Origin of the sequence: uncultured Duncaniella sp. (genome assembly GCF_910578445.1) — a bacterium.
Classification (GTDB): domain Bacteria; phylum Bacteroidota; class Bacteroidia; order Bacteroidales; family Muribaculaceae; genus Duncaniella.
In genome coordinates this window covers 19,625-40,738 of record NZ_CAJTQC010000022.1, presented here as the reverse complement: position 1 = coordinate 40,738, position 21,114 = coordinate 19,625, and the positions used below count along the sequence as shown (strand labels likewise).

The window sequence follows — 21,114 nt, the reverse complement described above, 5'->3', positions numbered from 1 at the left end:
TGCAAATTTACGCATTATTTACTAATTTTGCAGCATGCAATGGTTTTCAGACATATTTATGAGCCATTCGGCGCTTCAGGCCGTGATTATAATCTCGATAATAATCGCGGTCGGGCTTGCCCTTGGCAAAATCCGGGTGTGGGGTATCTCGCTCGGTGTGACATTCGTGTTTTTCGCAGGAATCCTTGCCGGCCACATCGGCCTGTCGATCGACCCGACAATTCTCCACTACACGGAGAATCTCGGACTCGTACTGTTCGTCTACGAACTCGGTCTGAAAGTCGGCCCGGGCTTTTTCAGCTCTTTCCGCAAGGGTGGCATGCAGCTCAATCTGCTCGGACTGGGAGTCATCGTCATCGGAACACTCATGGCCGTGCTCTTCAGCATCTTCCTCGGAGTCCCTATCGGTGAGGCGACAGGCCTGCTCTGCGGAGCCACCACCAACACTCCTGCCCTCGGCGCGGCACAGCAGGCACTCGAACAGCTCGGACGCTCGGCCAACGGGGCTGCCCTCAGCTGCGCCGTCACCTATCCGCTCGGCGTCGTCGGCGTGATTCTTGCCATAATAGCCATGCGCAAGGTGCTCATCAGGCCGGGGACACCACTCTCGTCAGAACCCGAAGAGACAGACTCTACGTTCATCGCGGAGTTCAAAATCTGCAATCCGGCCATCTACGACATGAGCGTCAGAGACATCACATCGCTCGTAAAGACGAAATTCGTCATTTCACGCCTCTGGAGAAACGACACCGTCATTATCCCCGACTCAAGCACAATTCTCCACAAGGACGACCATCTGCTCGTCATCACCACCCAGACTGATTCCCCGAAACTAAAGGTGCTTTTCGGCAAACAGGAGGCCCGCGACTGGAACAAGAAAGACATCGACTGGAACTCAATCGACAATCAGTTGATTTCGCGACGCATCATAGTCAGCCGTCCGTCAATCAACGGAAAGAAACTCGGCTCGTTGCGCCTCCGCAACCAGTATCACATCAACATCAGCCGCATCACCCGCAGCGGTCTTCACCTCGTAGCCACCCCGGAACTGATACTCCAGCTTGGCGACACACTCACCGTGGTCGGAAGCGCCGCCGACATCGAAAAAGTCGAACAGACTCTCGGCAATTCGGCCATAAAGCTTAAAGACCCCAATCTCGGGGCAATCTTCATCGGTATTGTGCTCGGTCTGGTACTCGGCTCGATTCCCATCGCTATACCGGGCATATCGACTCCTATAAAACTCGGTCTGGCAGGAGGACCGATCATCGTCGGGATACTCATCGGACGCTTCGGTCCGCAGTTCCGTCTGGTCACCTACACCACCCGCAGTGCCAACCTCATGCTGCGTGGCATAGGCCTGTCGCTCTACCTCGCCTGTCTCGGTCTCGATGCGGGAGCGCAGTTCCTCGACACCATCATGCGTTCCGAAGGCCTGATGTGGATAGGTCTCGGCTTCCTCATCACCGTAATCCCGGTGCTCATCATGGGAGCAGTGGCCATGAAACTGTTCCGCCTCGATTTCGGTCTGACCTGCGGAATGCTCTGCGGAAGCATGGCCAATCCGATGGCTCTCAACTATGCCAACGACATCATCCCCGGCGACTACGCAACCGTAAGCTACGCCACCGTCTATCCGATGTCGATGTTCTGCCGCGTCATCATCGCCCAGTTGATAATACTTTTCTTCATATAAAAATGCAATCTTAAGAAGATGTTTTAAGCAGTTGAACATCTTCTTAAGATTTTACGGCAATAAAACCCTAATATACAATTTTTTGTTGTATCTTTAGAGCCGTCATAACTGTCACTCCTCATAAGATGAAATCTAAACATGAATACATAAAACAGCTCGAACAGCTTTCCCCGACAATTAAAAATGAATTCGGGGTCAGGTCGCTATGTATTTTCGGCTCTGTTGCCAGAGATGAACAGAAAGAAGGGAGTGATATTGACATATGTGTCGACATGGAACCGCGCATGTATCTTGTCATAAGGCTGAAACGTTTTCTTGAATCAGTTTTAGGCAACTCTGTCGACATTGTAAGATTGCGAAAGAGTCTGAATCCTTATCTTAAATCTGAAATAGACCGCGACGCGATTTATGTCATTCGATAAGACCCTTGTCAACCAGATTCTGACACAGATAGTTGATGCCATTGACAATCTGGAGCAGTGGAACACCGACATAACATGCGGTGATGACTACCTGTGTTCTCCCGAGGGCATGAAAACCCTCGCGGCATCAAGCATGCTTCTGGCTGCCATCGGTGAGGGTCTTAAGAAAATCGACCGCCGTACCTCCGGCTCGTTCCTGACTCTCAGGGATGAAATCCCATGGTCGGATGTGATGGGCATGCGCGACCATATAGCACACGGATATTTCGATATTGATGCTGAAATCGTCTGTGATGTCATAAAAAATGACCTCGCGGAACTTCGCGAAGCCATAGTCTTTTTGAGAAATACTTTAGAAAATTGATTCGCTCGTATAGGTGGTGAGCAGTTCGAGCGCCTTCATACCCATGACGGAATTACCCTTTTCATTCAGTCGCGGACTCCACGTAGCCACAGAATAACGCCCGGGATAGACAGCACCAATGCCTCCGCCGACACCGCTTTTACCCGGCAATCCGACAAGATAGGAATATTCACCGGCATCATTATAGAAACCGCATGTCTGCATCACGGCATTTATTCTCTTGACCTGCGATGATGTCAGCCGGACGTTGCCGAACGCAAAATCCGACTTACGGTCGGCAAATGGAAGGAAAGCGCGCGAAAGCTGACGACAGCTCATCTCAACCGAACACTGGAGGAAATAAAAGCGCAACACCTCCTCGATGTCGTTGTCAAGATTATCGTAATATTTAAGCATATTGGCTATGGCGGCGTTGATATAGCCCTTCTCGCGCTCCGAGGCAGCCACATCACGGTCATAACCCACCGTGTCGTCCCCCGCTATATCGCGCACGAAAGCAATATAATCGGCCTCCGGGTTGCCAAGCGCCGACATAAGCACGTCGGCAAGCACGATAGCCCCGGCGTTGATGAAAGGATTACGCGGTATGCCCCTGTCAAGTTCAAGCTGTATCAGAGAGTTGAAAGCCGCACCCGAAGGCTCTTTCCCGACTCTTTCCCAAAGCTTCTCGCCCATGAGCGATAGAGCCATTGAAAGAGAAAAGACCTTTGTGACACTCTGAATTGAAAAACGTTCGTCCACATCTCCACGTTCGAAAAACTGACCGTCGACCGTAGTTATACAGATTCCGAAACGGTCGGGATTGACTTTTGCAAGCGCCGGGATATAATCGGCTTGCCGACCTACAGAGCGAAGAGGCTCAATCTCTCCGGCAATCTTCTCTAATACTTCCTCGTAGTTCATAGAACAAAGAGCGTGTAAAAAAACATTGTCAATATGTCACTTCCCACAGATAGAGCGCATGGCCGGGCATCGAAGTCCCTGCGGCGCAACGGTCACGCTTCGCAATCACTTCGGCAAACTGGCTGACCGACATCTTACCACGGCCAACCTCAACAAGCGTGCCGACCACAGCCCTCACCATATTGCGCAGGAAACGGTCGGCGGTGATGACAAACACCCATCCGTCAACCCCGACTCTCTCCCACCGCGCCTTGGTCACACGGCATATATTGGTCTTGGCATCGGTGTGAAGTTTGGCAAACGACGTGAAGTCGGAAGTTTCAAGCAATATTGCTGCGGCCTCGTTCATCTTCTCGAAATCCAGCCCTTCAGGTGCTTTCCAGCTCAACGGATAGAAAAAAGGCGACTTCGATGTGACGGCATAGTAGTGATATGTGCGCGACGTGGCGTCAAAACGGGCATGCTTGTCCGGCTCGACCTCATAGATTTCTTCAATGGCAATGTCCTTCCCGACAATAGCATTCAGGTTTCTGACGAGCTTTGCCGGATCGGCCAAAGGCGAATCGACATCAAAATGTGCCACCATCATGCGGGCGTTGACCCCGGTGTCAGTCCGTCCGGCCCCGACAATCTTCATGTCAGTGCGCATAACAGTCGACAGTGCAGCCTCGATAACGGACTGCACTGTCACCTCGCCGGGCTGGCACTGCCAGCCATGGAACGGAGCGCCACGGTAGGCCAGACGCATGAAATATCTCGTCTGTCCCACAGCGGTCAATCTTTTTCTATGTAAGTGTAACCGTAAAGACCCGAACGGTAGTTGCTCAGGAACTCACGACCCTCGTCGGGAGTAATCTTGCCGGCCTTCATTGAGGCTGTCACCCAAGCCTCGACATTGCGCACAAGCTTCTTGGGATTGAACTGCACATAGTCGAGCACATCGGCCACCGTCTCACCGTCGATGATACGGTCGATTTCATAACGGTCCTTGTAGACGGAGATATGTACAGCATTCGTGTCGCCAAACAGATTGTGCATGTCGCCGAGGATTTCCTGATAAGCTCCGACGAGGAACACACCGAGATAATATGGCTCATTGGCCTTCACCGGATGGACTGGAAGCGAATTGGCCACACCGCCGTGGGTCGATATGAAGTTTGAAATCTTGCCGTCGCTGTCGCATGTGATGTCCTGAAGCGTACATGTGCGGGTAGGCTTCTCGTCAAGGCGCGACAAGGGGATGATCGGGAACACCTGATCAATCGCCCAAGAGTCGGTGAGCGACTGGAAGAGCGAGAAATTACAGAAATATTTGTCGGGGACCATCTTCGCCACCTTGCGCAGCTCTTCGGGGGCATGCTTCATGCCGGCGGCTATGTCACCGACCTCACGGGCTATGCTCCAGAAAAGCTCCTCGATCTGAGCGCGGGTGCGGAGGTCGAGCATGCCGAGGCTGAACAGGTCAAGAGCCTCCTCACGAATCTGGAGAGCATCGTGCCAGCTTTCGAGAATGCGCTGCTGATCAAGCTTGTCCCAGATTCCGTAAAGCTCCTTGGCCAGCTCATGGTCAGACTCATCAATATCTTTCGAATCTTTCCATATCGGGAGCTGCGTGGTCTCAAGCACCTCGAACACCAGCACCGAGTGATGAGCCGTCAGCGAACGTCCGCTCTCGTTGATGATGTTGGGCTGCTTTATTCCGTTTTTGAGACATGCGTCGACGATGGTCGACACAGCGTCGTTGGCATACTCCTGAATGCTGTAGTTCATCGAACTGCCCGACGCTGAATTGCGTGTGCCGTCATAGTCGACACCGAGACCGCCGCCTATATCCATGAAGTCAATGTCGAATCCCATCTGAGTGAGCTGCACGTAGAACTGTGCCGCCTCACGGATAGCCGTCTTTATACGGCGGATTTTGGTAATCTGGCTGCCGATATGGAAGTGAATGAGCTTCAGACAATTTTTCATCTTGTTGCGCTCCATATAGTCAAGCGCTTCAAGAAGCTCCGACGAATTCAGTCCGAACTTCGACACATCGCCACCGCTGGTCTCCCACTTGCCCGAGCCTGACGAGGCCAGCTTGATACGGATACCGACATTCGGCTCTATGCCCATTCGCTTCGCCACTTCCGAGATGATGCGCAGTTCATTGAGCTTTTCCACCACTATATATATACGGCGACCCATTTTCTGGGCAAGAAGCGCAAGCTCGATATAAGTCTGGTCCTTGTATCCGTTACAGATTATAAGGGCATTTTCCTTGATATTCGTGGCAAGCACCGCATGGAGTTCAGGCTTTGACCCGGCTTCGAGACCGATATTGAATTTTTCACCGTGAGTGACAATCTCCTCGACCACCGGACGCATCTGGTTCACCTTGATGGGATAGATGATATAGTTCTGAGCCTTGTAGTCATACTCCTTTGAAGCGACCGAAAAGCAGTTTGAAATCTTTTCGATACGGTTGTCAAGAATGTCGGGGAAACGCAATAGCACCGGCGAAGTTATGTCGCGAACCTGAAGCTCGTCCATAACCTCACGCAGATCCACCGAGGCATAACCCTCACGGGGTGTCACGGCTACATTACCCTTTTCGTTAATGGAGAAATATTTACGTCCCCATCCTTGAATGTTATACAGTTCCTCACTGTCTTCAATTCGCCATTTTCTCATCGGCTGTTGTCTCTTAAAATTATATTCGTGGAAAAATCGATAAAAACAAACAGTTTTTTAATACAGGAAACCGTAGCGATGCGGTTATCCAACAAGCAAAAGTACAACTTATTTACGAAATCATCCATTTTTCACACAATTATTTTCATAAATTTGGTATATTTACAATAAAGGTTGTATCTTTGCTACTGAATTGCGTCCGTTTAAATTTTCAACGTATATTCGTATTCAACTATAACTACATTTTTTGCTATGGACAAAAAAATCGCTTTTTCTGTGCTTCTCGGCTCTGCAGTCATGCTGACCGGTTGCGGAAAGAAGATGAATCAGTTCGCTGCTGATTACTTCACAACCAACCCTAACCCCCTCGAAGTTGTGGGTCAGAACGTACCCGCTACCGTAACAGGCAACATTCCCCCGAAATTTTTCGTGAAGAATGCTACTGTCACTGTTACTCCCTACCTTACATTTGACAACCAGGAAGTCGCAGGCAACTCAATGACATTCCAAGGTGAGAAAGTACGTGGCAACAACCGTGTCATCTCTTATGACAATGGCGGAACTGTGACAATACCCGTAAACTACGTTTACCAGCCCGAAATGCAGCGTTCTGAGCTTTACCTCGGATTTACCGTTGACCAGAAAGGCAAACAGTATGTCCTTCCCCGCGTGAAAGTTGCTGACGGCGTTATCGCCACTGCAGCTATCGCCGATGCAGCTTCTGTAGATCCCGCAATCGCTCCCGACAAATTCCAGCGCATCATCAACGAAAAGTATAAGGCTGACATTCTCTTCCTTATCAACGTTGCAAACCTCCGCGACAGCCAGCTCAACTCTGCTGAAATGAAGGCTTGGAACGAAAACGTTGCTGCTGCCAACGCCGACAAGAACCGCGAAATCAAAGAACTCAACATCGAGTCTTACGCTTCGCCCGACGGTCCTTACGCATTCAACGCAAAGCTCGCTGAAAAGCGTGAGACAAACACCAAGGGTTATCTCGAAAAGAAACTCAAGAAAGACAACATCACTGAATTCGGCGAACTTACCGCCAACTTCACTCCCGAAGACTGGGAAGGCTTCCAGAAGCTCGTTTCTGAAAGCAACATTCAGGACAAGGACCTCATCCTCAGCGTCCTCAAGATGTATCAGGATCCCGAAGTACGCGACCGTGAAATCCGCAACATGACAAGCGTATTCGACGAACTCGCCGAAACTATCCTCCCCCGTCTCCGTTACTCTCGCCTCACAGCTTCTGTCGACGTTATCGGCAAGAGCGATGCTGAAATCGATCAGGCTTTCAACACCAATCCTTCTTCACTCACTGTTGACGAACTCCTCTATGCTGCAACCCTTACCGACGACCTCAACCGTCAGAAGGCTATCTACACAGCAGCTACAAAGGTTTACCCCAACGACTTCCGCGGCTTCAACAACCTCGGTAACGTCCTCTATCAGCAGGGTGACTACAACGGTGCTCAGAACGCATTCAAGAAGGCTTCAAGCCTCAACCCCTCTTCTGCTGAAGCTCAGATGAATCAGGGTCTCGTAGCTCTTCTCAACAACGACTTCAAGGCTGCTAACCAGGCATTCGGCAAGGCCGGCGGTCTCCCCGAACTCGGTTCTGCACTCGGTGTTTACTACCTCCAGCAGGGTGACGTCAACGCCGCTGTAAAGGCTTTCGGCAACGACAAGAGCAACAACGCTGCTCTCGCTCAGCTCCTCAGCAAGGACTACAGCAAGGCTAAGAACACTCTTTCTGCAATCAAGAACCCCGACGCTACTACCTACTACCTCATGGCAGTTCTCGGCGCTCGCACCAACAACGAGCAGACAGTTCTCTCTAACCTCCGTCAGGCCATCAAGCTCGACAACAGCCTTGCAAAGCAGGCTGCAAACGACCTTGAATTCTCACGCTTTAACATCTCTTCAGTTCTCTAATTAGAGACTATCGGCTGAAGAGCCTGCAATAGTACGAATCACCCGCATCCGATACCAATGTCGGATGCGGGTGAACTGTTTTTATCCCCCTCGCCACCTCAACCAACCGGCCATCACCAACGTTATTTCTATAACTCACGTCCCACCTTGTACTTTGTACTTCGTACTTAATACTTAACACTTAACACTTAATACTTAATCCTTTAAAACAACATGGCCTCCGAGGGAAAAGATAAAATCAGGAAATATATGATCGACACACTACGGTGGATCATAATCATCCTCTCCATACTACTGATAGTCTTCATATCAGTCGACACATTCACGGGAGTCAATTTCCTTGAAAGCCGACGCTACATGACATTCCAGTTCTGGGTATGCGTCATCTTTATGGCCGATTTCTTCATTGAACTCACACTGTCAGCCAACCGCTGGAGCTACGTGCGCTCCCACTTCCTGTATTTCCTCCTGTCAATCCCCTACCTCAACCTGATTGACATCCTACAGATCCATCTTACACCTGAGCAGCTGTTTTTCGTCCGCTTCATCCCCCTTGCGCGCGGAGTAATGGCCATGACGATTGTAGTCGGCGCTATTTCCGAAAACAAACTGACCTCCTTCCTCATGTCCTACATCGTATCGCTCGCCTCTTTCATCTATCTCGGCAGCCTGCTGTTCTACTACTGCGAAAGCGGAGTCAACACGGCAGTGACCAACTTCGGACTCGCGCTCTGGTGGGCCTGTATGAACGCCACGACACTCGGATGCGACATCTATCCTGTCACAGTCACAGGAAAAATCCTCGGATGTATCCTTTCAGTCGGAGGAATCATCATGTTTCCACTGTTCACTGTATATATCACAGCTCTAATCCGCCAGTACACCAAAACCCATAAAATTTTATCGGCAATAAATTCACACCGCACTCAAAAAAATAGTAACTTTGCAGACCAATCCGACATCAGTCAGGATGAAATGCACAACGCGTCACAGCATAACTGAAATAATGGAACAGACATTGACCAATCGGCCAGGCATCGACCGGGTGATAGGACACCTGTGCAGCATCGACGAAATGCGCCACGTATGCCCGACCCGCGGAGGTGAAGGAGAGCCACTTCTCTCAAACACTGAAGTATGCCGTATCGTGGAGCTGGCCTCACGCCTCATGTTTCCCGGATTTTTCACCGAAAGCTACCGGGGACAGTCTGTCATGCGTGCTGTCATGACCCTCGAATGTCACGAACTCCATGAACTTCTATCGCGCCAGATTGCTGCCGGACTCTGTTTCGACCGCGACAACCGCAAATCTTCCATAGAGGAAATCCACAAGCAGGCCGTCTCCGATGCCGACGCCTTCATCGAGAGCCTCCCGGAACTCCGCCGGATACTCGACACCGACATCGACGCGACCTATCTCGGTGATCCGGCGGCTGTCTCCACCCACGAAATCATAGCCTGTTATCCGGGCTTCCGCGCCACCATCAGCTACCGCATCGCCCACCGCCTGCAGCAGCTTCAAGTCCCCATCGTCCCGCGCATGATTACCGAACTCGCCCACTCGGCTACCGGAATCGACATCCATCCCGGTGCGTCCATCGGAAAAAGCTTTGTCATTGACCATGGTACAGGAGTTGTCATCGGAGCGACCGCAATCATCGGCGACAATGTGAAAATATATCAGGGAGTCACTCTCGGAGCAAAGAGTTTCGTCACCGACGACTCCAACAATCCAGTCAAAGGCATACCGCGCCACCCTATTATCGGCAACAATGTGGTCATCTACTCCAACTCGACCATACTCGGACGCATCACCATCGGCGATGATGCCGTCATCGGCGGTAACCTCTGGGTGACACGCGATGTAGCGCCGGGCGAAAAACTCATTCAGGCCCGCGCCGACAATTTCCGCTCCACGCGCTGACAGCCTTTTTCGCCGTCCGATTCCCGGAGCGAAGCCCCGGAAGCAACCACGGACAACACTCTCCATCATAGGAAAATCAGAAAATATAGCAGTAAAGAATAGAATAATACAGAAAGTCAAAAAAAGAATGGAACATCGTTTTGAAATGGTCGCCAAGACATTCAAAGGTCTTGAGGAAGTACTCGCCGACGAACTCCGCGAACTCGGAGCGGTCAATGTCGAGCCCGGACGCCGCATGGTTTCCTTCGAGGGTGACCTCGCAATGCTCTATCGTGCAAACATCTGTTGCCGCACAGCCCTCTGCATCCTTAAACCCATCTACAAGTTCATCGCAAAGGATGCCGATTCACTCTATGAAATGGTCAAGGAGTACAACTGGAGCGATGTGCTCACTCTTGAAAAGACTTTTTCAATCGACACCACCACCCACTCCTCGGAGTTCACTCACTCGCGCTTTGTGACATATCGCGTGAAGGATGCGATTGTCGATTATTTCAAAGACCGTTTCGGTCCTGACAAGCGCCCCGGCGTGCGTCTCAACGATGCCGATGTCATGCTCAACGTACACATCGACGGCGACCGTGTGACCCTTTCGCTCAACTCATCGGGCGAATCGCTCCACAAGCGCGGATGGCGCGAGGCTCAGACCGAAGCCCCCATCAACGAAGTGCTCGCCGCAGGCATAATCCTCAAGAGCGGATGGCGCGGCGACTGCCCGTTCGTCGACCCGATGTGCGGATCAGGAACTTTCCTCGTGGAAGCAGCCATGATAGCCGCCAACATCAAGCCCGGAAGCTACCGCAAGGGGTTTGCGTTTGAACACTGGCACGACTACGATGCCGAACTCTTCGAAAAAATCATGGAGGAGAACTCCGAACGCCGCGACCTTCCCTTCAAAATCTATGGTGCAGACGTTTCCCCCAAGGCTGTCGCAATCGCCGAGCGCAACATTCTTGCAGCCGGAGTCGACGAGTATGTCAATCTCCGCATTAAATCGCTCCAGCAGTGGGACGCAGCTCCTGCCGACGGAAAGCCCGGTGTGCTCATCACCAATCCTCCTTACGGCGAGCGCATCAACTCTCAGGACATGGAGCAGCTCTACAAGCTGATCGGCAACAAGCTCAAGCGCGTATTCCTCGGCTACCACGCATGGGTAATCTCGTCAAACATCGACTATCTTACCGCCATCGGCCTAAGCCCCTCCACAAAGGAAGAGATGCAGAACGGCGGTCTCGACTGCGAGCTCCGCGAATATATCATCTTCGAAGGCACTAAGAGCGATTTCCGCAAAGAAGGCGGAGTGCTGAAGGAAGCGCCCGTCAACCGTCCCGACCGCAAACGCCCGACACGCAAAAGCGACAGCGAGTGGAAACGCGATGCCCGCTCAAAAGGCATGGGTGGAAAGGAAGCAGCTCCGTCGCGCCACAAATCAAATCCGCTTGAAGACAGATACCGTCCCAAGAAGGGAGGATATGCCCGCAACGAGGAACGCCGCCGCAAGTTCAAGGAAGAGACCGCGGCACAGAGCGAAGCCGAACAGCTGCTCTCGCGCCACCGCAATCCGCATGCGCTCAAATCGCTCGGCGAATCTCCGAAACGCCCCTCGATTCCTGCATCCGAAGGCCCGTTCATGCGTACACGCCGCCGCTGGAAGCGTCCCGACACCGGCTCTCAGAGCTCAGACAGCGACAACACTAACAATGATTAACGAAAATAAACCACCTCACAATCACATCTAAATAACCGGTCATGTCAATCCAACAAAACCTCAACTCGATTCGTCACCCCTTAAGCAACGCCCCTGAAAAGAGTCCGTTCAACGCCGGCGAAACACTCACACAGCAGCACGAAAAACTCACGGTGCTCCTGCTCGGTTCCGGAGGCCGCGAATGTGCGCTTGCTTGGAAAATATCTCTGTCTCCACGTCTTGAAAAACTCTATATCGCACCCGGCAACGGTGGCACAGGAGCTTACGGTGAAAATGTCAGCATTTCGCCTCTTGATTTCAAGGCCATAGCCGATTTTGTAGCCGAGAAGAATGTTGACATGATTGTCGTAGGCAACGAAGACCCGCTCGTAGCCGGTATCTTCGATTACTTCGACGGCAAGGAGGGCGCACCTGTCATCGTAGGACCGTCAAAAGCCGGTGCGGCTCTTGAGGGAAGCAAGGATTTCGCCAAGCAGTTCATGGTACGCCATTCGATTCCCACAGCCCGCTATCAGAGCTTCACTGCCGAGACCGTCGAAGAGGGATGCAAATTCCTTGAGACTCTCAAAGCTCCCTACGTCCTTAAGGCCGATGGCCTTGCCGCAGGTAAGGGCGTGCTGATCATCGACTCTCTCGACGAAGCCAAGGCATCTCTGCGTGAAATGCTCGGAGGAATGTTCGGCAAATCGTCAGCCACAGTCGTCATCGAGGAATTCCTCAAAGGCATCGAATGTTCGGTATTCGTGCTTACCGACGGAAACGGCGGCTACCGCATTCTCCCGGTCGCCAAGGATTACAAACGCATCGGCGAAGGCGACACAGGTCCTAACACAGGCGGCATGGGTGCAGTCAGCCCTGTCGTGTTTGCCGACGAAGAGTTCATGCGCAAGGTAGAGGAACGTATAATCCTCCCGACCGTCAACGGTCTGATCGCCGAAGGCATCACTTACCGCGGTTTCATATTCCTCGGCCTTATTGAAGTCGAAGGCGAACCGATGGTGATTGAATACAACGTCCGCATGGGCGACCCCGAGACCGAAGTCGTTATGCTCCGCATCGCTTCCGACCTTCTCCCGCTGCTCGAAGCCGCAGGCCGTGGCAATCTCGGCGACATGCCGCTTGCCGAAGACCCGCGTTTCGCCACAACCGTCATGGTTGTTTCCGGCGGTTATCCCGGCAGCTATGCCAAGGGCGAGGTCATCACAGGTGCTGAAGATGCAGTCAATGCAATCCTTTTCCACGCAGGCACAAGCCGTGCCGACGATGGCGAACTTGTGACCTCAGGTGGCCGTGTCATAGCATGCAGCGCCTACGGCAAGGATATCGACGAAGCCCTCGCCAACAGCTATGCGGCAGCCGACACCGTGAACTTCGCAGGAAAATACATGCGCCGCGACATCGGCCTTGACCTGAAGAAGCTCTCGTAAGCGCCGTCTGCAGCGCCAGCCTCTCTCCCCTCTCAAACTCCAAATTATCCTATAGTATGACCCGAAAGGAAGTCACATTTACACGAATAATACGGTCGCGGGGCATGGCAATAATCCTTGCCCTCGCGGCCATTTTCATGACAGTCCAAGCCTACGCTTTCGGCAAAATCCCTAAGATTACCGACTTCCGTACAATTGCGTTCCCCACACCGGCCGAATGGCTGGCTGATCCGTGGATTTCAATGTGGACCAACATTGTTGCAGTCCTTGCGACAGGAACGGTGATGATACTCATCAACCGCCACTTCAATCTGTTGCGCACCACATCGGTGTTTTTCGCAGGCTACTTCACTCTCACGATGGCCTGCGTTCCTGCGGTCATGGGGCAGTTCACCGCATCCTCCATCCTCGGACTGCTCATCATGGGCGCTGTGTGGCTTATGTTCAGCGTCTACAACACCGGCCCGAGTAACCGCAGAATTTTTCTTGCGTTTTTTCTCATCGGGCTCGGACAGCTTGTGGAATATACCTTCGCGCTCTATATCCCTATCTTCATCGCCGGGCTTGGACAGATGCGGATATTCCGCTTCAAGAAAATCCTTGCGGCCATCATCGGCAACATCACTCCGGCATGGATTGTATGGGGACTTGACCTTGCTCCGAAACCCGAAATACCGCAACTGATTTTCACTCCTCCGTCACTGCTGCTGTCACCGTCCGAAAACTGGCCTCTTCTTGCGGCTGTTGCGCTCACACTTATCGCCGGTTTTTTCCTCGGCAGCTTCAACCTGTTTAAAATCATCGGGTTTAATGCTCAGGCGAGGGCGTTCAACGGTTTTATCTCGCTGCTTTCCATCGCCACAGGTGTCTTCGCAATAGTCAATTTCACGAATATCGCATTCTATGTGACTCTGCTCAACGCCTGCGTCGCCTTTCAGGTCGGTCACTTTTTCAGACTGACAGTCATGCGACGCGGATATATTGTTGTGACATCTCTGTCCATAGCCTATCTCGCAATCTACACATGGGCTATGCTGACCACAATACCATCTTAAGAATATGAAGAATCCAAACACACTCCGGATTGTTGCCGACCGCAACATCCCCTTTATCAAAGACGCACTCGCCACGATAGGCCAAGCCGTCTATCTGCCGGGCGATGCCATTACTCATGAAGTGATGCGCGATGCCGATATACTCCTGACTCGCACACGGACAAAATGTAACTCCGACCTGCTCGATGCCTCGCCTTGCACCTTCATCGGGACAGCCACTATAGGCACTGACCATATCGACCTTGACTATTGCCGTGCGAAAGGAATAACGGTAGCCAACGCTCCGGGATGCAACGCCCCTGCCGTCGGCCAGTATGTCCTTGCTGCCATCGCTCGCAATCTCAAACCCGGCGAAACATTCGCCGACAAGACTCTTGGCATAATCGGAGTAGGCAACGTCGGGTCACTTGTCGGCCGTTGGGCGCGCGCGACAGGAATGAAAGTGTTGCTCAACGACCCTCCGAAAGAAGAACGTGGCGACCAAGACAACAGCTATGTTTCGCTCGACGAGATTGCTGAAAAATGTGATGTGATAACGATACACACTCCTTTGACGACCGGCGGAAAATATCCGACCTTCCATCTCGTCGGCAAAGACTTTCTCGGAAAGCTCAAGCGCAGGCCATTGCTCATCAACAGCGCGCGTGGCCCGGTCACCGATACGGTTGCCATGAAACAGGCATTCACCGACGGCCTCATTTCCGCACTTGCCATCGACTGCTGGGAAGGCGAACCCGACATTGACATGGAGCTGCTTGCGATGGCCGACATCGCCACCCCACACATCGCCGGATATTCCGAGGAAGGAAAGATACGCGCCACATCAATGGTGCTCGATGCCCTCGCCATCCATCTCAGAAACCACTATGAAATGGATATAACTTCCGAGGAACTTAAATCAAGTCTACCGTTCGCACAGAGCGTTCCCGAATTCGTAAACCCTGATGCGCTTGACTATGATATCGACGCTGACACTGCACGACTGAAGAATGTCCCCGCCGACCTCATCCCATCCACATTTGAATCGCTCCGCAACAACTATCCCCTCCGCCCCGAACCACGTCAGGCATAGGAAATCGCATTCCCTTACAGCGTGTTTCTGACCGTAAGCATATACCCGAACCCACGTTGATTCACTATCGACAACGCAGGGTCATGACGAAGGGCTCGACGAAGTTTTCTTATCTCACGTGTCATGGTGAAACCATCTAACAAAACGGCCTCTTTATCAGAGGCCGTTTCTTGTCAAGATGAATACAGAGTGAATTCATTGACAGTATTACTGTTTAGAAATCAAATCCCATGCCGGGATACAATATATCATTTCTCCATTATGATGTCTCCCAATAACTTTACAGCAGGCAAATACTTTTCCGGAGCTATGAAATGTGCAAAGCGAGGAGTGTCGTCAACTTCAATTTTAATCCCATAGTTCGCTATACCGGTAACATTATTGGCTTTGACGTACATATCGAACATTCTTGAAAACAATCTGCTTCTATATTCTTGAGGCGTAAGTTCTGTATGACGGCGAGCAACATCAGTCAAATCATCGCAATAAAAACACAGCACGGCGGTATCATTGTCATTCATAAATCTGAGTAGCACATCGCATATCGCATTCAGTGTCTTCATACCCACGATATCTTCTCCCGAAATACGGACTAACGTTACATCATAAAAAACAAGCGTCAGTGTGAGGGGATCATCAGTGAACACTTGCAGGCTTTCAGTATCATAATACGAAAGGGCGACCCTTACCTGATCGCCCTTATCGTTATGTATATCAAAAGATATGTCCATATTACACTTTTACTGTAAAGACACACTCTTTTTTCTTCGTCAGCTTTTCAATCTGCTGACGTTTTTTTTCTCTCAGGGAATCAAAGACTTGAATCATCCTTTGAGATGGTTTGTTAATAGTGATGGTTCGAGTCATAGCTGTTAGTTTTAATGTTTGCTTGATTAATTGTCGTAAAGTTACGACTTTTTCTCCATAGTCGCAAACTTTTGTGTTAGAACTTCTTACTATTTTCTTTGTTTAAGAAACATACAAAACCACCGGTATGTTTATAATGTTTCGGAACAGGCCGATGACTATCCACGACAGCTTTACAACCCCGACAGTCATGAGGTGCTTTTTATTATTCCACAATATTCCGACCGGCAATCAGCCATTATTATGTAACTTTGCAATGTCAAAAAAGCATCCAGTTCATGAAACGCAGCAGCAATTTCATCCCCCATCTATTTGCTTCAATTTCGGTCATCGTGTGGGGTGTCACATTTGTATCGACCAAAGTACTAATCGGACAAGGGCTTACACCGCTCCAGATATTCGTCTACCGTTTCACTCTTGCCTATGTGTGCATGCTGCCACTCATGCGCCGTCTGTGGGCCAACAGCCTGAAAGATGAAATCTACCTTGCACTCGGAGGTCTGTCGGGCGGTTCGCTCTATTTCCTCACCGAAAACACGGCGCTCGGCATAACATTCGCCTCAAATGTGTCGCTGCTCATCTGCACAGCACCCATCTTCACCATCATCCTCGACCGCATCATCTGGAAAACACCGTTGCGCAAAAGTCTGCTCGGCGGGTCGCTAATAGCACTCGTTGGTGTCGCCGTCGTGATAATAAACGGAAATCTGGAATTTAAAATCAGCCCACTCGGCGACTTTCTGACCATTGTCGCAGCAATCCTGTGGGCTATCTACAGTATCATTGTCAGAAAACTCAGCCGCACATACGACACATTTTTCATCTCGCGCAAAGTATTTTTCTATGGTGTCGTCTCCGTCTTGCCACTTTTCATCTTATCCACCACTCCGGCAGAACTCACACTGCTCGGACGGAGCGCCGTGTGGTCAAACATAATGTTTCTCGGCATCATGGCCTCGATGCTCTGCTACATGATGTGGAACGTCTCGGTCAAAGCCCTCGGTGCAGACAAGGCATCCAACTATATCTACGTTAACCCCCTCGTCACCATAATCGCCTCGGCCATCTTCCTCGGCGAGCCACTGACCATATTCACCTTCATCGGCGCAGCCGCCATCATCGGCGGAGTCTTCATCGCCGAACGCTGCGGATGAAAAAACTACGTCTTTGCAATGCCAATCACTAAAAAATTACTATCTTTGCAGCGATAACGCCGAGGGCACGACCGTGTCTGAGGAATTTGTATAACTTATATTTTTAGTCTTGGACTCTGACCCTTTCCCGGCCACTGAACAGGTGGCAAGTTTTTTACTTGACATCATCAACAATCCCCTGCTGAGCATCCCGGCCATGTCGACGGCTCAGATTGTATCACTCTCTCTGGCAATAATAGCCCTTGTCATTTCCGGCTTTGTCTCAGGCAGTGAAATTTCTTTTTTCTCGCTTACACCCGTCCAGTGCGATGAACTCGAAGAATCTTCATCGGGTGAGCGCGTACTACGTCTGTTGCGCATCCCCGAGAGGTTGCTCGCTACGATTCTTATAATCAACAATCTGGTCAACGTGACTATAGTCGTGTTGTGTAACTTCGCACTCGGCCCGATATTTTCAGGGATGAGCGCTGTGTGGAGTTTCATTCTCCAGACGGTGTTGCTGACTTTCCTTATCCTGCTTTTCGGCGAAATCCTTCCGAAACTATATGCCAACTCCAACAACATGGCATGGGCACGGATGGCCGCACCAGTGCTTGAGGGTGGTGTGAAGCTGTTCTATCCTCTTTCATCGGTGCTCGTCAAAAGCAGCGGCATAGTGAAAAAAGTCGTGACCAAGGAGAACACCGCGGTTACAGCCGACGATCTCTCGCAGGCTCTCGAAATAGCTCAGGTGAGCGACGGCGACAACAAAGACATGCTTGAGGGAATCCTTAAATTCGGCGACACCACCGCTTCAGAAGTGATGACACCGCGTGTCGACGTAACCGGTCTTGATGTCGACGACGATTTCGCTGAGGTCATGAAGGTGGTGATCGAGAGCGGTTTCGCACGCCTGCCGGTCTATGAGAATTCGATGGACAACATCAAGGGGGTTCTTTATTCGCGTGACCTCCTCCCCTACATCGGCCGGACCAAAGAGGGATTCGAGTGGCAGAAACTGATGCGCGAACCGTATTTCGTTCCCGAGTCGCGCATGATTGACGACCTGCTTGAAGATTTCCGCTCACGCCGTGTGCATCTCGCAATCGTTGTCGACGAATTCGGAGGCACACAAGGCATTGTGACCCTTGAAGACGTGCTTGAGGAAATCGTCGGTGACATCGACGACGAATATGACGTGGAAGAGAAAAACTATCGCCGTCTCCCCGACGACACCTATATATTCGAAGGCAAGACCCTGCTCAACGACTTCTTCCGTGTTACAGACCTTGACGAAGACGACTATGCGTCCGTCACCGAAGACTGCGAGACTCTTGCAGGTATGCTCCTTGCAATCAAGGGTGACTTCCCGAAAGAAAAAGAGTCGATCGTCTATGGCCGATGCCGTTTCCTCGTCCTGTCAATCCATCAGCACCGCATCGTCAACGTGCGTGTCAAGGTCATGTCAGAGGTTCAGCCCGACCAGATGACTCCCTCTCAGACCGTCTGACCGACAGAACACAGACCTGAAAAACTATGCCCGGCCTCATCAGAATCTTGTTTCCGGCAGTGACTGCATGTGTGGTCCTCGCAGCGACGGTCGCGTGTACAAACGGCGACCGCTCAAATGCGCCCGTGCCGAAACCCGACGCATGGCCGCGCATCGGGACTCCACCGGAAGAATATACAGTCCATCAGTTCAACAAAGTAAGCTTTCCGCTCAACAGCGAAGCCACAGTCACATCGCGCGAAAAGGACGGAGGCGTATGGATAGACATTTCCTACCCGACATTCCACAACACGCGTCTATATCTCACACTTCTGCAAGCTACGTCTTCTGAAAATCTCACTGAGATACTCGACAACCGCCGTGAACGCATGGAGCTTAACAGCGGCGGGGCTGTGACAGAGCTTACGGAACTGACTTCAGACGGAGGCTGGCAGTGCATGCTCGCCCTGACACGCAGTTCGGTCACGACACCGCTACAGATTCTCGCCCACGACGGACGAAATGTGATTTCCGGCTCACTCTATTTCAACTTTCCGCCTTCAACCAATCCCGATTCCGTCAGTCCTATAGTCGACGCTGTGAACCGCGACCTCATCCACACACTAAAGCATATCCACACGCAATGACGACGAGCTTAAATCTTCAGGACTGCAAAATCATGCTAATCCCTCTGCCTGAACCGCAGCATGGCGACGACAAGCGTCAACGCGAACGCGATGCAGCCCGGACACTCGTCGCAGAGGTATTTGGAGACAGCTCGCGGATTGCGCATCACACGGATGGAGCACCCTATGTCGATACCCATCCCTACATTCCCATATCAATATCACACTCCGATTCGACATGTGCGCTCGCAATCGCCGGAGACGGATGCCGGAGCATAGGCATAGACATCGAGCGCCCGCGCATGCAACTCAGACGCGTGGCCACTAAATTTCTTACCGACGACGAATACTCAGTGCTCGGCCGACTCGACGAAGACGGCCAACTCGACTACCTGCTGAAAAAATGGACCGCTAAAGAAGCTGTCTATAAAGCCGCACGAACTCCCGGTCTCGGGCTGAAAGAAATCCGTGTGGCGGATGATTTCAGCCACGCCGAAATACCGACAGGAGTCTACAGCCTCTCATATCACCGGTTCTGCAACGGAGAAATACTCTGCATGGCAATCTACGGCTGACCCACCTTTAATTAATTTCATAGTTAATAATGGCCTCCACTACGTATAGCGAGCGGATGTCGTCGCGCGCCACATCCATGTCGTCATAAGCAGGATTATCGCTATGAAGTATCACCATCGACGGATCGGGATGACGGCGCAGATACTTGACCATGCGGAATTCCGGGAGGTCGACCACATAGATCTGCCCCCAGAAAATATTGCGCATATCGACAATCTTACGTATCGCCACATATCCACCGTTGACTATGCGCGGCATCATGCTGTCGCCCCTCACCTTTAATATATGGCAGCCGGGAGGAATCCCCGGAATGTCGATAGCCCCGACCGGACGTATTTCGCCAAACAACGCGTCAAGACTCCTGCATCCGGCGGTAACGTCAAGGTCGTAGACAGGCGTTGCATTAAGAGATTTCTGCTCAAGCCCCACACAGTCGGGACGAATCTCCCTCGCTATCGGCTGTTTGTCAAAAGGCAGTCCGCTTCCATCGCGAAGCCACGGCTTAGACACCCCCAGATCGGCCACTATGCGGTTGACAAGCCCCTCGGAAAAAGGCAACCTTCCGTTGAGCACTTTTGACAGGTTGGAGGCATCGATCCTCAGCAATGCAGCAAGGCGTCTCTGCGACAATCGTTTCAGCCCCATCAGATAACGCACGCGCTCTATTATCGCTTCTGAATCCATCTGCGACGCCTGAGCTGCATCACCGCCCACCGACTCAGCAGCCAAAACATCGTCCACGGAACTTCCCACATCTCCACAAAGTCCGCCACCCGATGACATCTCATCGGCAAAGTATCCATTCATTGTATCAGAGTCAAGCATAGTATAGTGAATTAAGTCAAGGATTAAACAATTGTACTATCACCAACAAATATACAATACTATGGTAATTTTGTCAAGTTAAATTAGCTTAAACTTTTATTCAAATCATCATCCTCACCAGCCGGACAACTATAAACTAAGAGGATATTTTAACAATTGGATTTAAGATAAAATTCAATCGGCAGATTCTTAGGATTATGGTAAATCAATGTCCTATCGGACATCCGCATTTAACTTATTCTTCCTCCCCCGCACATCTTCGCTTCGCTATGATGTACGGGGTTATTAGTAATCGGATGTCCTATCGGACATCTTTTTACTTGGCACACTGTGTCTTCTGTCGTTTTTTGCTTGACACACCACACCTTCTGTGATTGCATGTTTTCCAAAAATGCACGTCCATCTATAGAAAC

At 51.2% G+C, this 21,114-nt stretch carries 19 protein-coding genes; 14 read left to right on the top strand and 5 right to left on the bottom strand.

Annotated features, from left to right (window positions below):
- Positions 1–34 precede the first annotated feature (34 nt).
- From QZ311_RS09425 to QZ311_RS09415, 3 genes are all read left to right on the top strand, one after another.
- A complete protein-coding gene (locus tag QZ311_RS09425; protein ID WP_297067030.1) occupies positions 35–1,696 on the top strand; it encodes a putative transporter in 1,662 nt (553 codons plus the stop codon).
- 125 nt (positions 1,697–1,821) lie between these two features.
- Positions 1,822–2,118, top strand: a complete 297-nt coding sequence (locus QZ311_RS09420; protein ID WP_297067029.1) for a nucleotidyltransferase family protein — start codon at positions 1,822–1,824, stop codon at positions 2,116–2,118.
- Complete coding sequence (locus QZ311_RS09415) at positions 2,105–2,482, top strand: HepT-like ribonuclease domain-containing protein (RefSeq protein WP_297067027.1); 378 nt, start codon at positions 2,105–2,107, stop codon at positions 2,480–2,482. Before QZ311_RS09420 ends, QZ311_RS09415 begins: the two co-directional genes overlap by 14 nt.
- Here QZ311_RS09415 and QZ311_RS09410 read toward each other — a convergent pair.
- The 3 genes from QZ311_RS09410 to speA are packed head-to-tail and all read right to left on the bottom strand — an operon-like array spanning position 2,471 to position 6,061.
- Positions 2,471–3,385 carry a glutaminase gene (locus QZ311_RS09410; RefSeq protein ID WP_297067024.1) on the bottom strand — a complete coding sequence of 305 codons (915 nt, stop codon included), beginning with the start codon at positions 3,383–3,385 and terminating at the stop codon, positions 2,471–2,473. The genes QZ311_RS09415 and QZ311_RS09410 overlap by 12 nt on opposite strands.
- A gap of 28 nt (positions 3,386–3,413) precedes the next feature.
- Positions 3,414–4,133 carry a tRNA pseudouridine(38-40) synthase TruA gene (truA, locus tag QZ311_RS09405; protein ID WP_297067050.1) on the bottom strand — a complete coding sequence of 240 codons (720 nt, stop codon included), beginning with the start codon at positions 4,131–4,133 and terminating at the stop codon, positions 3,414–3,416.
- 26 nt (positions 4,134–4,159) lie between these two features.
- Complete coding sequence (gene speA / locus QZ311_RS09400; protein ID WP_297067022.1) at positions 4,160–6,061, bottom strand: biosynthetic arginine decarboxylase; 1,902 nt, start codon at positions 6,059–6,061, stop codon at positions 4,160–4,162.
- 252 nt (positions 6,062–6,313) lie between these two features.
- Here speA and QZ311_RS09395 point away from each other — a divergent pair, with 252 nt between their 5' ends.
- From QZ311_RS09395 to QZ311_RS09365, 7 genes are all read left to right on the top strand, one after another.
- Positions 6,314–7,999, top strand: coding sequence for a tetratricopeptide repeat protein (locus QZ311_RS09395; RefSeq protein WP_297067021.1), 1,686 nt, complete (start codon positions 6,314–6,316; stop codon positions 7,997–7,999).
- 249 nt (positions 8,000–8,248) lie between these two features.
- Positions 8,249–9,001, top strand: a complete 753-nt coding sequence (locus tag QZ311_RS09390; RefSeq protein ID WP_297067019.1) for a potassium channel family protein — start codon at positions 8,249–8,251, stop codon at positions 8,999–9,001.
- 4 nt (positions 9,002–9,005) lie between these two features.
- Entirely contained in the window at positions 9,006–9,923 is a 918-nt protein-coding gene (locus QZ311_RS09385; RefSeq protein ID WP_297067017.1) for a serine acetyltransferase, read from the top strand.
- A gap of 127 nt (positions 9,924–10,050) precedes the next feature.
- A complete protein-coding gene (locus QZ311_RS09380; RefSeq protein ID WP_297067015.1) occupies positions 10,051–11,631 on the top strand; it encodes a THUMP domain-containing protein in 1,581 nt (526 codons plus the stop codon).
- A 41-nt stretch (positions 11,632–11,672) separates the two neighbouring features.
- Positions 11,673–13,058: a phosphoribosylamine--glycine ligase gene (purD, locus tag QZ311_RS09375; protein ID WP_297067013.1), complete on the top strand. Its 1,386-nt coding sequence runs from the start codon at positions 11,673–11,675 to the stop codon at positions 13,056–13,058.
- A gap of 104 nt (positions 13,059–13,162) precedes the next feature.
- Entirely contained in the window at positions 13,163–14,113 is a 951-nt protein-coding gene (locus tag QZ311_RS09370) for a hypothetical protein (RefSeq protein ID WP_297067012.1), read from the top strand.
- Positions 14,114–14,117: 4 nt separating this feature from the next.
- Positions 14,118–15,185: a 4-phosphoerythronate dehydrogenase gene (locus QZ311_RS09365; RefSeq protein WP_297067010.1), complete on the top strand. Its 1,068-nt coding sequence runs from the start codon at positions 14,118–14,120 to the stop codon at positions 15,183–15,185.
- A gap of 248 nt (positions 15,186–15,433) precedes the next feature.
- On the opposite strand, the gene QZ311_RS09360 is transcribed toward QZ311_RS09365, so the two are convergent.
- Complete coding sequence (locus tag QZ311_RS09360) at positions 15,434–15,916, bottom strand: hypothetical protein (protein ID WP_297067009.1); 483 nt, start codon at positions 15,914–15,916, stop codon at positions 15,434–15,436.
- Positions 15,917–16,330: 414 nt separating this feature from the next.
- Here QZ311_RS09360 and QZ311_RS09355 point away from each other — a divergent pair, with 414 nt between their 5' ends.
- The 4 genes from QZ311_RS09355 (at position 16,331) to QZ311_RS09340 (ending at position 19,875) form a co-directional block, all read left to right on the top strand.
- Positions 16,331–17,206: an EamA family transporter gene (locus QZ311_RS09355; RefSeq protein WP_297067008.1), complete on the top strand. Its 876-nt coding sequence runs from the start codon at positions 16,331–16,333 to the stop codon at positions 17,204–17,206.
- Between the two features lie 142 nt (positions 17,207–17,348).
- Positions 17,349–18,695: a gliding motility-associated protein GldE gene (gene gldE / locus QZ311_RS09350; RefSeq protein ID WP_297067006.1), complete on the top strand. Its 1,347-nt coding sequence runs from the start codon at positions 17,349–17,351 to the stop codon at positions 18,693–18,695.
- 26 nt (positions 18,696–18,721) lie between these two features.
- The gene (locus QZ311_RS09345; protein ID WP_297067004.1) at positions 18,722–19,321 is read left to right on the top strand and encodes a hypothetical protein; all 600 of its coding nucleotides are present in this window, start codon (positions 18,722–18,724) and stop codon (positions 19,319–19,321) included.
- The gene (locus tag QZ311_RS09340; protein WP_297067003.1) at positions 19,318–19,875 is read left to right on the top strand and encodes a 4'-phosphopantetheinyl transferase superfamily protein; all 558 of its coding nucleotides are present in this window, start codon (positions 19,318–19,320) and stop codon (positions 19,873–19,875) included. The genes QZ311_RS09345 and QZ311_RS09340 overlap by 4 nt, the downstream gene beginning before the upstream one ends.
- Before the next feature lie 7 nt (positions 19,876–19,882).
- Here QZ311_RS09340 and QZ311_RS09335 read toward each other — a convergent pair whose 3' ends face one another.
- The gene (locus QZ311_RS09335) at positions 19,883–20,701 is read right to left on the bottom strand and encodes an XRE family transcriptional regulator (RefSeq protein WP_297067001.1); all 819 of its coding nucleotides are present in this window, start codon (positions 20,699–20,701) and stop codon (positions 19,883–19,885) included.
- Positions 20,702–21,114: the final 413 nt, after the last annotated feature.